The sequence below is a fragment of the Nostoc mirabile CHAB5784 genome (assembly GCF_020829645.1).
GTDB classification, from domain to species: Bacteria; Cyanobacteriota; Cyanobacteriia; order Cyanobacteriales; family Nostocaceae; genus Nostoc; species Nostoc mirabile.
In genome coordinates this window covers 25,516-38,019 of sequence record NZ_JAIVFS010000080.1, presented here as the reverse complement: position 1 = coordinate 38,019, position 12,504 = coordinate 25,516, and the positions used below count along the sequence as shown (strand labels likewise).

The following is a 12,504-nucleotide window of genomic DNA, read 5'->3' as shown; positions in this document are numbered from 1 at the left end:
TACGAATTAAAGACAATGGACAAGGATTTGAAGCCAACCATACAACCCTAAATCGGGGGTTTGGCTTACTGGGGATTACCGAACGAGCGGAACGCATTGGGGCACAACTCTCAATTGAGAGCCGACTGGGACAGGGAACAGAAACGCTCGTATCCGTACATCGGGAGGCGTCAACGTGAGTCACTCTACAGCAATCCGTGTTTTGATTGTTGACGATCACTCAATAGTCCGGCAAGGGCTAGCCGCGATGATTGAAAATGAGCCAGATATGACGGTGGTAGGTCAAGGGGGCAATGGACAAGAAGCGATCGCTCAATATCGACAACTCCAGCCTGATGTCACCTTAATCGACTTACGGATGCCCCAGATCAGCGGCGTTGATGCGATCGTCGCCATCTGTGCTGAATTCACCCATGCCCGCATAATTGTACTGACCACTTATGACGGGGACGAAGATATTTATCGAGCATTACGCGCCGGAGCTAAGGGCTATCTGCTGAAGGACGCAGAACCGGATGCACTCCTGAATGCGATTCATATTGTTCACAGCGGACAACAATATATCCCTTCCGAAGTCGCTGCCAAACTAGTGGAACGGATGAACATTCCAGAGTTGAGCGATCGAGAACAAGAGGTTCTTCGACAGATGGTGCTTGGATTGAGGAATCACGATATTGCTGCGGCTTTGAATATTACTGAAAGTACTGTCAAATTTCACATCAACAAAATTTTGAGCAAATTAGGTGTGAGCGATCGCACTCAAGCGGTAATTACCGCACTGAAGCGAGGACTCGCTAAGTTGTGAAACAAGCCCAACTGAACTTAAGTTCGGTTGAGGGTTCGTTGTTGAGATAGTAAGCAACTGTTGTTTCATCGCTTCAATCACTCAACTTTGAGTTGGCGACAAAGCTGAATTAATTTCATAAGCTAAAGACATACAAATAACGGAGTCGGGAGGAATCACAGATAGAAGTCATGCGAATCCCTTGATGCTGTGAGAAACCCTTTTTGATACAGTATCCGATGAATCAAGATAGGAATTTTAATCAACTTTTTGTTCCGCCTTCCGAACGCGATCGCTATCAGGGGATGCTCAATGCCCCAGTCATACTCGTGGAATATGGAAATTACCAATCTCTTCAGTTCAGGGAAATGCATCAGTTGATTCAAGCAATTCAGCAAGATTTCAATACCGGGCTGACTGAGAAAAATTCGATTTGTGTAGTGTTTCGTCACTTTATCGAACATTCAATCTATCCTCAAGCACAAAAGGCAGCCCAAGCAGCAGAAGCAGCAGCAGCGCAAGGTCAGTTTTGGCAGATGCACGAGATGCTGCTCACCCACCAAGAAGCATTGGGAAACGGCTATCTCGTTGAGTATGCCAATCATTTAGGTCTCGACATTTACAAATTTTTGCAGGATATCTCCAAACAAGTCCATGTTGACCGCATCAATCAAGATATCGAGAGTGGTCAGCAAAGTGGAGTAGTCACTGCACCAGCCTTGTTCATTAATGGAATTCGGTATTGCTCCGGTGTAGCCCGCCGCAGACATCGCTGGGACATGGAGCAATTGATGGCAGCCATTATCGCTGCAAGTAATGAAGTGCTTTGATCCTTAATCACACAATTCAAAGCAGAACGATTAAGTTGCGTTTTTGCTCAAAGAACTTGAGTGTTCTGAATTGAGCGATGGTCGCATTGCGCTCCCTGAAGACTGAAGTGTAAGCAAATAGGCATCAAGCTCACGAACCTAACGCCAACCTAATGGAGAACAACAAGCAGGAGCAGCATTAACGTGGACAGTAAAAATATGAAACTTGAGGTCTTAACATTGCCCGTCTCCGATGTCGATCGGGCTAAGCGCTTCTATGAGTCATTGGGATGGCGCCTGGATGCTGACTTCATAACCGGTGAGGACTTCCGGGTGGTGCAATTAACCCCTCCCAACTCAGAATGCTCGATCATCATCGGCACCGGAATCACCTCAGCCGTGCCGGGATCAGTGCAAGGTTTGCACCTCGTTGTTTTTGACATCGAGGCAGCCCGCGCCGAACTCGTCGATCGGGGGGTCGAGGTGAGTGAGGTGTTTCACGACATCGGAGGGATCTTCCACCACGCCGGAACCGAAGGACGGGTATCTGGTCCCGATCCGAAACGTCGCGACTATGCTTCCTTTGCCTCATTCAGCGATCCAGACGGCAATGGTTGGGTGCTTCAAGAAGTGAAGACTCGCGCTCCCGGTCGCGTGTGGAACTCTACGCCAGCACGAGACATAGACGTTGCAACCCTGGCAAACCTTCTTGGCGAGACAGCAGAGCACCACGACCACTACGAGAAGACGCACGCCGAGCACCACTGGTCGGACTGGTACGCGCCTTACCTGAGTGCGCGTCAGAACGGCAGCAGTTCAGAAGAGGCAGCCATCGCCGCTGACCGTTACATGGAAGAGGCTTTTCCAGTTCTTTCCAGATGAGGCGCTCACTCTGAGCGCCAACACACTAGTACCGCAAGGCGGAATTCGTAATTCGTAATTACCATTACGTAAGGGTTTTAGACATTTCAAATGGGTGGCTTATTTCCGCCGTGCTGTACTAGACAACACCTATAGCAATTCTCTGTTGAGTGCAGTACAGCCTGGTTAGGCAGGGTGTGGGGTGTCAGGAATGCAAGTGAGAAGCGCTATAAAACGAGGACACACGATGCAAACGCAGAAAGTATGGTTCATTACCGGAGCCTCCAGGGGCTTTGGCTTAGAAATTGCCAGAGCAGCCCTGGCAGCGGGCGATCAGGTGGTGGCAACGGTTCGCAGTCAGCCTGCACAACTCGCTACTACCCTGCACAACCACCCGGATCTGTACGTGGTGCAGATGGATGTCACTCAGGAAAACCAGGTACAAGTGGCTGTCGAGCAAGGGATTGCCCATTTTGGTCGGGTTGATATTTTAGTCAACAATGCCGGGTATGGCATAGTGACAGCGATCGAGGAAGCCACGGATGCCGAAGTCCGAAAACTGTACGATACCAACGTGTTTGGGGTACTGAACGTGACTCGTGCTGTGTTGCCGTACCTGCGCCAGCAAAAGTCTGGGCGGATTATCAATATCTCGTCTTTGTTTAGTTACGATGCAGTTCCGGGCTGGGGATTGTATGGGTCTACAAAGTTTGCCGTCGAAGGTCTCTCGAAGGGGCTGGCGATCGAATTGGCACCGCTCGGCATTCACATCACGGCAGTCGCTCCCGGTCTTTTTACGACTGACTTCTTAAGCACTGAATCTTACGTCGCCGCTAAAACCATCATTCCCGATTACGAGACAACAGTAGGACCGATGCGGAGCGGAGCCGATGCGCTACACGGGCACCAACCCGGTGATCCGAAAAAGCTGGCTCAGATGATTCTTCAACTTGCCAATACAGACCGTCCGCCGCTGCATTTGCCCGTTGGCAAGGACGCGATCGCAATGTACCGGAGCAACGCCGCAAAAATGGCACAGGAAATCGAAGCGTGGCTGCCAGTCGCTATCAGTACCGACCATGACCACCGCATAGCGACTGCGACCATCGCCTGAGCTGCAACATTCACACCTTCGTTTTCCAAAGGAGAACAAAATCAATGACCTTCATAGTGAACTATCTCACCACGAGCTATGGCAAAGCGGCTCGTAACTTGCTGAATGAAACGACTCAGCCGTCAGAAGCAGGGGCGCGTGCGGCACTTGAAACGTTCTATTATGCCTTCAATCAACACTCGCTTGAGACGCTTACTCAGATCTGGCTCAACCGTCCACTGGTTCAACTAAACAATCCGGTGGGAGGAATGCTCCGAGGCTATGAGCCGATTCGAGATATCTACTCCAAACTCTTCACAGGATCGTTAAACGTCTGGGTTGAGTTCCAGGATGTTGTGGAGTACTTCAGTGGAGAGACAGCCATCTTTGCTGGAGAAGAGCGGGGTGAATTTACAACTAAAGCTCGCATTATTCCACTTAGATTCAGAACGAGCCGCTGTTTTCAGTACTCGGAAAAGGACGGTGGGTGGCGGCAGATTCATCATCACGGATCGATCGACAATGTGAAACTGCTAGAAGCGTATCAACTTGCCGTAAACGATAAAGTTGCGGCGTGATCTCCACAACAGATTGATCCGATAAATATAAACTGCAAATTGGACTGGCAACGGCTCAAGCGTTTGACGACGAAGGTGCAAAAGTTGTTGTGACGGAGCGGAGTGCGAACACACTCTCGGACGGTAATTTGCAACATTCACCTATTCGCTTTTCAAGGGAGATTGTTATGAAACTTGAAGGTAAGAAGGCACTGATTACGGGGGGAAACAGCGGCATTGGCTTTGCCACCGCTCGACTCTTCATTCACGAAGGGGCTGAAGTGGCAATTACGGGTCGAGATCAGAAGACGCTCGATGCCGCTGTCGCAGAACTGGGTCCAAAAGCTGCTGCCTATCGTGCAGACGTGACGGACTCCAATGCCCGTACTGACCTTTTCAGCAAAATTGGTCAACGTTTCGGCAGCCTGGATATCGTCTTCGCCAATGCTGGGATTGGTGGAGCAACCCCTGTAGGAAGCACTGACGAAGCGGTGTTTGAGAACATCATTCGCGTCAATCTCACCAGCGTTTTCTTTACAGTTCAAGCCGCACTGCCACTGCTCAATGATGGCTCCTCAATTATCTTGAACGGTTCCGTTATCGGTTCACTGGGTAATCCCGGACGCTCAGCCTATGCAGCAAGTAAGGCAGGTGTTCGCGGTATGGCGAGATCGCTGGCATACGAGCTTTCTCCCCGCAACATTCGGGTCAACGTCGTTGCACCGGGAGCGACAAGAACCCCTATCTGGAGGCGTGGGTCTACTTCGTCTGAGAAGGCGGACGAACTGACGGCGCAATGGGCAGCAGCAATTCCACTGGGTCGTTTAGGTGAACCCGACGATATTGCCAAAGCCGTCCTTTTTCTTGCCTCAGACGATTCGTCCTATATCCAGTCGGTTGAACTTTTTGTTGATGGTGGCATTGTAGGTTCTCCAATCGGTGGAGCGGCTTTCCGTTGAACCTTTCAACAAACAGAATTCAGGAGTCAGGAGTCAGAATTCAGTTGAGTATTGTACCGTTCAATAGATTCGACCCTCGTTCCACTAATCCCTCAAAATCACAAAAGAGGTTTACTATGGGCACTGAACAGAAAGTCGCTGTGATTACCGGCGCGTCGCAGGGCATCGGCGCAGCCCTCGTCAAGGCGTATCGCGATCGCAACTATCAAGTGGTTGCAATCTCACGCTCAATTCAGCCATCGGACGACGATGGAGTCGTGGTGGTGTCCGGCGATATTGCCGATCGCAAAACTGCCGAGCGGGCAATCATCGAAGGCGTGACCCGCTTCGGGCGCATTGACACGCTGGTTAACAACGCTGGCATCTTCATCGCCAAGCCCTTTACTCAATACACCGAGGCTGACTACGAAGCTACCCTGAGCACCAACGTCACTGGCTTCTTTCACATCACGCAACTCGCCATTGCCGAGATAGAAAAGCAGGACAGTGGTCATATCGTGCAGATTTCGACGAGCCTGGTTGACCACGCGATCGCGGGCGTACCCTCTGTACTCGCATCGCTGACCAAGGGTGGACTGAATGCCGCGACCAAATCATTGGCAATCGAGTATGCCAAGCGTGGTATCCGGGTGAACGCGATCGCGCTGGGTACTATCAAGACACCAATGCATCCCGCCGAGACCCATGCCCAGCTTGATGCCCTGCACCCAATCGGTCACATGGGCGAGATATCTGATGTTGTCGATGCCATCCTCTACCTCGAATCAGCCAACTTTGTGACGGGCGAAATCCTGCATGTCGATGGTGGACAGAGCGCGGGGCATTAAACCAATTCGCAATTCGCAATTACGTTTTGTGACGGGGATTTAGCTGAGGCATCAAAACGCGCTGCCTATCTTGCTGGGGACTTAAACCCCCAAAGTTTGTTAACACCGCCTTGCGATCAGAAAAATGCAGCAGTTTTCAGTTTAGTAAGCCATACATACACATACGCTGACGAATTTGGGTGTGGGGTGTAGTTAATGCAAATGGAAACGGTTGTAACTCTGACACTTCCAAAAAGGAACACAGCTATGATCTATGAATTACGCATTTATCAATCCTTGCCCGGACGACTGCCAGCACTGATTTCGCGCTTTCAGAACCACACGATACAGATCTGGGAAAAACATGGCATCCGCCAAGCTGGGTTCTGGACGACGCTAATTGGCGAGAGCAACCAGCAACTCACCTACCTGCTCGCTTGGGACAGCATGGCTGAGCGTCAGGAGCGTTGGAGTGCATTTCTCGCCGACCCCGAATGGATCGCGATCAGTAAAGAGAGTGAGAAGGACGGTCCACTCGTGCAAAACATCAGCAACGAACTGCTTAAACCGACCGCCTTCTCCTCGGTGAAGTGAGCGATGGGGTGAGTTCTAGATGATGTCTGGGGTTACGAAAGTTTTGTCAGTTTCAATGAGCTAAATCCAATCAGAGAACGATCAATGTCTAAAAAAATCAACCAACAACGCCGCCGCTTTTTGGGCATTGCGGCGATGACTATTGCGACTACACAGCTAGGTCGATTCGGTTCTGCCAATGCCCAATCCAGCAAAGTAACACCAAAGGAGACTACCATGACTCAACTTGAAACCTTGCACACCGACACAACTACAATCCGTCCCTTCCACATCAACGTTCCGCAAGCGGCACTCGACGACCTCCGCCGTCGCATCGTAGCAACGCGATGGCCCGAAAAGGAGACGGTCGCCGATCAGTCGCAGGGTGTGCAGCTCGCAACGACTCAGAAACTCGCGCGCTATTGGGCAACCGATTACGACTGGCGCAAGGTTGAGGCGAAACTGAAGGCTCTACCGCAATTTATCACCACGATCGATGGACTTGATATTCATTTCATTCACGTTCGATCGAACCAGGAAAACGCCTTGCCGCTCATCGTCACGCACGGCTGGCCCGGATCGATCATCGAGCAACTGAAGATTATTGAGCCACTGGTCAACCCCACGGCAGATGGCGGCAATGCAGCGGACGCTTTCGACCTCGTGATTCCCTCGCTTCCAGGCTATGGTTTTTCAGGCAAGCCGACCACGACCGGCTGGGACCCCGCCCGTATCGCACGCGCCTGGGTTGTGCTGATGCAGCGCCTTGGCTACTCGCGATTTGTGGCGCAAGGGGGTGATTGGGGGAATGCAGTCACAGAGCAAATGGCCCTGCTGACACCTCCGGGACTGCTCGGCATTCATACCAACATGCCTGCCACTGTTCCAGCCGATGTTGCAAAAGCACTCAAGTTCGGCGACCCACCGCCATCCGGTTTCTCAGCCGAAGAGAAGAACGCGTGGGATCAGCTCGACTTTTTCTATAAGCACGGACTTGGCTACGCTCAGGAGATGGCGAACCGCCCGCAAACGCTGTACGGCATTGCGGATTCACCGATCGGTCTGGCTGCCTGGATACTCGACCACGATGCACGCAGCTATGCGCTCATCGCACGTGTCTTTGACGGACAGTCTGAGGGACTGACGCGAGACGACATCCTCGACAACATCACGCTTTACTGGTTGACGAACACGGCTGTCTCTTCGGCTCGTCTGTATTGGGAGAATAAGTTTGTCTTTTTCGACCCTAAACACGTCGCCATTCCGGTTGCCGTGAGCGTCTTTCCTAATGAGATATATGCAGCCCCGCGAAGTTGGACAGAGCGGGCGTATCCCAAACTCATCCACTATAACCGAGTGGAAAAGGGCGGACACTTCGCGGCGTGGGAGCAGCCAACGATTTTTACTCAAGAACTCAGGGCAGCGTTCAGATCGCTGCGCGCGTCAAAATGACTCCTTTGGAAAGAACTTCAGAAGGCAGAAGGCAGAAGGGAACCCACGTTTTTAAACGTGGGATTGAACGAAAGTGGCGGAACTTAAGCGTCTCTACCGATTTTGAGCCGAGTGACAGATCTAACGGAATCATTTCGATTTTGAAAACAAGGTAGACCCAATGAAAACGAATTTTGAGCATGAACGGGACAACAATCCGGGTAGCACCAGTAATGATGACAATTTCACCGATCGCGTCCGCAGCAACCAGCACAAGCTCACCTCTGAACTAAGACACCAGTACGATTTTATTGTTTGCGGATCTGGGTCTTCTGGCTCAGTAGTTGCCCGCAGACTGGCTGAGAACCCGGATGTTAGCGTTCTACTGCTTGAAGCTGGCGGCACCGATGATGTACCCAGTGTTGTCGCCGCGAATCAATGGTTTATGAATCTTGGAAGCGATCGCGACTGGAGCTTCCAGGGACAGCCAAATCCCCATGTGAACGATCGTTCAATTCCGTTCTCGATGGGCAAAGTACTCGGCGGTGGATCAAGCATCAACGTCATGGTTTGGGCACGCGGACACCAGCACGATTGGGATCTCTTCGCCGCTGAAGTGAATGATCCAGCCTGGGGCTATGAATCGGTCTTGAATCTCTATCGCCGCCTGGAAGATTGGCATGGTGCGCCAGACCCGATGTACCGGGGAACGGGAGGACCCGTCTTTGTGCAGCCCGCGCCAGATCCAAACCCGATCGCACCCGCAACGATCGCAGGAGCGCGATCGGTCGGTATTCCTACTTTCGAGAATCCGAACGGTCGCATGATGGAAGCAGTGAAGGGCGCCGCTATCAGCGATGTGCGAGTCCGCAATGGCAAGCGCGAATCTATCTTCCGCTCCTACGTCTTCCCTTATATGGATCGACCCAATCTGACGGTTCTCACTCATGCACTGGTGACGCGGCTGATGTTCCAGGGTAAGCGGGCGACTGGCGTGGAGATTTCTTACCGTGGCACACTCTATCGCATTGGTGCGGCAGTCGAAATTGTACTGTCGCTCGGTGCGATCCATACGCCGAAGGTGCTGATGCAATCTGGCATTGGCGATGAGGCTGAGTTGCAACGTTTGGGAATTCCGGTCGTGCAGCACCTTCCCGGTGTGGGGCAAAATTTTCAAGACCATGTAGCATTTGATTGTGTTTGGGAGTATCAGGAAGCGATCGCACCCCGAAACAACCTGTCCGAAGCCATCTTTTTCTCGACGAGCCAGTCCGGTCTGGACAGTCCAAATCTATTTGTCTGTCAGGCTGAAGTGCCAAAATCCACTGCCGAGAATGTCGCCCGGTTTGGCTTACCCGATGCAGGCTGGACGTTATTCGGGGCAGTCGCCCATCCCAAAAGCCGAGGTCGCTTGCGCCTCACGGGTTCTAATCCGTCCGACCCGATCATGATTGATGCCAACACGCTATCTGATCCGGATGATCTCAAGGCGGCGATCGCGTGTGTCGAACTCTGCCGCGAAGTCGGGAACTCCGCTCCACTACGCCCATTTGTCAAACGCGAAGTGATGCCAGGGAATTTGAAAGGAGCCGAACTTGAACATTTTATTCGAAATGCGGCAACAAGCTTCTGGCACGAAACTTGTACTGCGAAGATGGGACGGGATTCGATGTCGGTGGTCGATAGCAATCTGAGAGTCTATGGCATTGCCAATCTCCGGATTGCGGATGGATCAATCATGCCGCGAATCACGACTGGCAACACAATGGCTCCCTGCGTGATCATCGGAGAGCGGGCAGCGAAAATTCTACGTCTCGAACATCAGTTGCAAGCCATCGTACAAACCGACTCAGGCGCGACAAAATCAATTTCCACCTAATGGGAGAGAGAACAATGTCTAATGAAATTAATTCTAATCGCCGTTGCTTTCTGGGCACTGCGGTTATGACCCTTGCTGCTACTCAGCTTGGCGGATTTAGTTCTGTAGACAGACAATCTAGCCAGATAGCAAATGCAACCCCAACTAAAGCAGGAACAAACACTTCATTCAGTTCACTAAAGCAGATCAATGCAGGTGCCCTGAACATCGGATACGCTGAGACCGGTCCCACCGATGGTAAGGCGGTCATTCTGCTGCACGGCTGGCCCTACGACATTCACAGCTTCGTCGATGTTGCGCCTTTGTTAGCATCGGCGGGTTACCGGGTGATCGTCCCCTATCTGCGTGGCTATGGCACGACGAGGTTTCTTTCGAGCGAAACGTTCCGGAATGGTCAACCATCGGCGATCGCCCTTGATATCATCGCTCTGATAGATGCCCTCAAGATCGAGCAGGCAATCCTCGCTGGATTTGATTGGGGAGCACGAACAGCCGACATCATCGCGGCACTCTTTCCTGAACGCTGCAAGGCGCTGGTCTCGGTGAGCGGTTATCTGATCGGTAGCCAGGAATCCGGCAAGATGCCGTTGCCACCAAAGGCTGAACTTCAATGGTGGTACCAATATTATTTTGCTACCGATCGCGGTCGGGCAGGTTACGACAAATATCGACACGACTTTGCCAAGCTCATCTGGCAGCTTGCTTCGCCGAAGTGGAACTTCGATGATGCGACCTTCAATCGCAGCGCAGCATCCTTTAACAACCCCGATCATGTCAGTATCGTGATTCATAACTATCGCTGGCGGCTCGGTCTGGTCGAAGGCGAATCGAAGTATGACGAGTTCGAGAAGCGACTGGCCGCAGCCCCCGCGATCGTCGTACCCACCATCACGCTAGAGGGTGATGCCAATGGCGCGCCACATCCAGAACCCAGTTCCTACACCCAAAAATTCTCGGGCAAATATTCGCACCGTACAATCAAAGGCGGCATCGGACACAACCTGCCTCAAGAAGCGCCGCAGGAGTTTGCCAAAGCTGTCGTCGAAGTTGATGATTACTGATCATGTTTAGGCAGAACGTTTTGGCTCGGGGTCTAAATCCCCGTCACAAAACTTAATTACGAATTACGAATTACGAATTATTTTAATTAAAGCCAGTCGGACTCGACAAACTGTAATGACCAACTATCAACCGAGGTAACAATGGAAACAGCAGATGTGATTGTGATTGGCAGCGGTCAGGGCGGAGTTCCCCTCGCGGCTGACTTTGCCAAAGCAGGGAAGAACGTCGTTCTGTTTGAGCGCGATGCGTTGGGCGGCAGTTGCATCAACTATGGCTGTACACCTTCTAAAGCCTTTCTAGCTGCTGCCCACGCCGCAGGTCGCGCTCGACAAGCTGCAAAGCTAGGCATACACGCGCTCCTTGAAGTCAATTTTTCTACAGTGATGGAGCGTGTGCGTAGCATTCGCAGCCAGTTTAACCAGGGTGTCAAACGGCGACTAGACAGTGCAGGAGTTAGAGTTGTCTGCGCTGAAGCTGCTTTCACCGGAGAGCGAACTGTAAGCGGAGGAGGTGTGGCTGTACAGGCTCCGATCATTGTTATCAACACAGGAACATCCTCTACTATTCCTGATATTCCTGGTTTAGCTGGAACGCCTTATCTGACCAACCGAAATTTCTTTGATTTGCAGCAGATTCAGCCCCGCTTGCTCGTGGTCGGCGGTGGCTATATTGCCCTGGAGTTAGGGCAGGGAATGGCACGTTTAGGGAGCCAAACCGAATTGATTGTGCGGGGCGATCGCTTGCTGGCTCAAGAAGAATTCGATGTCAGTGCTGTGCTTGCTGATGCTTTTGAGCAAGATGGAATTGGACTGCATTTCAATGTGACTGTTCAGCAGGTTGCTTATACCAACGGTGTGTTTACCCTAACGCTGAACAATGGTGAAGTACTGGATGGAGAAGCATTGCTGATTGCGACTGGGCGCAAACCGAATACTCAGGCATTAAATTCTGTGGTGACAGGCGTTGAATTAGATGCACAGGGTTTTATTAAAATCGATGATCAATTTCAAACGACTTGCGCTGGGATTTATGCGATCGGGGACGCTGCCAAACAGCCTGCTTTTACGCATGTTTCTTGGGAAGACTATCGCCGCTTGAAAGCCATTCTGTGTGGCGAACAGCGGACGCGCAACGATCGGGTGTTAGGTTATGCCGTTTACACTGAGCCGCAAGTGGGGCGAGTGGGTATGACATTAGAGCAGGCTCAGAAACAGGGTATCTCTGCCCGCGAAGTTACCCTACCGATGGCTCACATCGCCCGTAGCATTGAGTGGGGGCACGAGCTGGGTTTCTACCGCATGGTCATCGACACCCACACAAATTTGATTTTAGGAGCAACCCTGGTTGGATACGAAGCAGCTGAACTCGTGCATGTCTTTTTGTCGCTGATGGAAGCTAAAGCAACGTGGCAGATACTCGAACAATCGGTTCACATTCACCCAACTTACGGTGAGGCATTGCCCAGTCTCGCAAGGCTACTCATTGAAGATGATATGCCAACCTGTCCCAATATGTAAGAAAATAGCAACCAATAACTACTAACTTGAATATGGGCGATCGCTTAGAATAATCACTTCATATATCTCATCTGTAAAAGCTACAATCAAAAATTTTACAGCAAAGCAAATGTGTAATTAGCCCCATTTGACATACCTTGTTATCGTACAAGACTGCACAATTGCGATACTTT

At 51.4% G+C, this 12,504-nt stretch carries 12 protein-coding genes; all 12 read left to right on the top strand.

The window, feature by feature from the left end:
* Positions 1–175: 175 nt before the first annotated feature.
* The 12 genes from LC653_RS32910 to LC653_RS32855 all read left to right on the top strand — a co-directional run bounded on the left by LC653_RS32910 (position 176) and on the right by LC653_RS32855 (position 12,331).
* Entirely contained in the window at positions 176–805 is a 630-nt protein-coding gene (locus LC653_RS32910; protein ID WP_229498830.1) for a response regulator, read from the top strand.
* A gap of 218 nt (positions 806–1,023) precedes the next feature.
* Positions 1,024–1,614, top strand: coding sequence for a DsbA family protein (locus LC653_RS32905; RefSeq protein ID WP_229498828.1), 591 nt, complete (start codon positions 1,024–1,026; stop codon positions 1,612–1,614).
* A 198-nt stretch (positions 1,615–1,812) separates the two neighbouring features.
* Positions 1,813–2,475: a VOC family protein gene (locus tag LC653_RS32900; RefSeq protein ID WP_229498826.1), complete on the top strand. Its 663-nt coding sequence runs from the start codon at positions 1,813–1,815 to the stop codon at positions 2,473–2,475.
* 226 nt (positions 2,476–2,701) lie between these two features.
* Entirely contained in the window at positions 2,702–3,568 is an 867-nt protein-coding gene (locus LC653_RS32895; RefSeq protein WP_229498824.1) for an oxidoreductase, read from the top strand.
* Between the two features lie 44 nt (positions 3,569–3,612).
* Positions 3,613–4,125 carry a YybH family protein gene (locus LC653_RS32890; protein ID WP_229498822.1) on the top strand — a complete coding sequence of 171 codons (513 nt, stop codon included), beginning with the start codon at positions 3,613–3,615 and terminating at the stop codon, positions 4,123–4,125.
* A 167-nt stretch (positions 4,126–4,292) separates the two neighbouring features.
* The gene (locus tag LC653_RS32885) at positions 4,293–5,063 is read left to right on the top strand and encodes an SDR family NAD(P)-dependent oxidoreductase (protein ID WP_229498820.1); all 771 of its coding nucleotides are present in this window, start codon (positions 4,293–4,295) and stop codon (positions 5,061–5,063) included.
* A 116-nt stretch (positions 5,064–5,179) separates the two neighbouring features.
* The gene (locus tag LC653_RS32880; RefSeq protein ID WP_229498818.1) at positions 5,180–5,890 is read left to right on the top strand and encodes an SDR family NAD(P)-dependent oxidoreductase; all 711 of its coding nucleotides are present in this window, start codon (positions 5,180–5,182) and stop codon (positions 5,888–5,890) included.
* Between the two features lie 246 nt (positions 5,891–6,136).
* The gene (locus LC653_RS32875) at positions 6,137–6,463 is read left to right on the top strand and encodes an NIPSNAP family protein (protein WP_229498816.1); all 327 of its coding nucleotides are present in this window, start codon (positions 6,137–6,139) and stop codon (positions 6,461–6,463) included.
* Positions 6,464–6,547: 84 nt separating this feature from the next.
* Positions 6,548–7,894 carry an epoxide hydrolase family protein gene (locus LC653_RS32870; RefSeq protein ID WP_229498814.1) on the top strand — a complete coding sequence of 449 codons (1,347 nt, stop codon included), beginning with the start codon at positions 6,548–6,550 and terminating at the stop codon, positions 7,892–7,894.
* A gap of 160 nt (positions 7,895–8,054) precedes the next feature.
* Entirely contained in the window at positions 8,055–9,752 is a 1,698-nt protein-coding gene (locus LC653_RS32865) for a GMC family oxidoreductase (RefSeq protein ID WP_229498812.1), read from the top strand.
* Between the two features lie 14 nt (positions 9,753–9,766).
* Positions 9,767–10,813: an alpha/beta fold hydrolase gene (locus LC653_RS32860; RefSeq protein ID WP_229498810.1), complete on the top strand. Its 1,047-nt coding sequence runs from the start codon at positions 9,767–9,769 to the stop codon at positions 10,811–10,813.
* 141 nt (positions 10,814–10,954) lie between these two features.
* Positions 10,955–12,331 carry a dihydrolipoyl dehydrogenase family protein gene (locus tag LC653_RS32855; RefSeq protein ID WP_229498808.1) on the top strand — a complete coding sequence of 459 codons (1,377 nt, stop codon included), beginning with the start codon at positions 10,955–10,957 and terminating at the stop codon, positions 12,329–12,331.
* Positions 12,332–12,504: the final 173 nt, after the last annotated feature.

Bases quoted from the DNA above. Each gene is read 5' to 3' on its own strand.
- LC653_RS32905 (WP_229498828.1), top strand. From the start codon at position 1,024: ATGAATCAAGATAGGAATTTTAATCAACTTTTTGTTCCGCCTTCCGAA.
- LC653_RS32900 (WP_229498826.1), top strand. From the start codon at position 1,813: ATGAAACTTGAGGTCTTAACATTGCCCGTCTCCGATGTCGATCGGGCT.
- LC653_RS32895 (WP_229498824.1), top strand. From the start codon at position 2,702: ATGCAAACGCAGAAAGTATGGTTCATTACCGGAGCCTCCAGGGGCTTT.
- LC653_RS32890 (WP_229498822.1), top strand. From the start codon at position 3,613: ATGACCTTCATAGTGAACTATCTCACCACGAGCTATGGCAAAGCGGCT.
- LC653_RS32885 (WP_229498820.1), top strand. From the start codon at position 4,293: ATGAAACTTGAAGGTAAGAAGGCACTGATTACGGGGGGAAACAGCGGC.
- LC653_RS32880 (WP_229498818.1), top strand. From the start codon at position 5,180: ATGGGCACTGAACAGAAAGTCGCTGTGATTACCGGCGCGTCGCAGGGC.
- LC653_RS32875 (WP_229498816.1), top strand. From the start codon at position 6,137: ATGATCTATGAATTACGCATTTATCAATCCTTGCCCGGACGACTGCCA.
- LC653_RS32870 (WP_229498814.1), top strand. From the start codon at position 6,548: ATGTCTAAAAAAATCAACCAACAACGCCGCCGCTTTTTGGGCATTGCG.
- LC653_RS32865 (WP_229498812.1), top strand. From the start codon at position 8,055: ATGAAAACGAATTTTGAGCATGAACGGGACAACAATCCGGGTAGCACC.
- LC653_RS32860 (WP_229498810.1), top strand. From the start codon at position 9,767: ATGTCTAATGAAATTAATTCTAATCGCCGTTGCTTTCTGGGCACTGCG.
- LC653_RS32855 (WP_229498808.1), top strand. From the start codon at position 10,955: ATGGAAACAGCAGATGTGATTGTGATTGGCAGCGGTCAGGGCGGAGTT.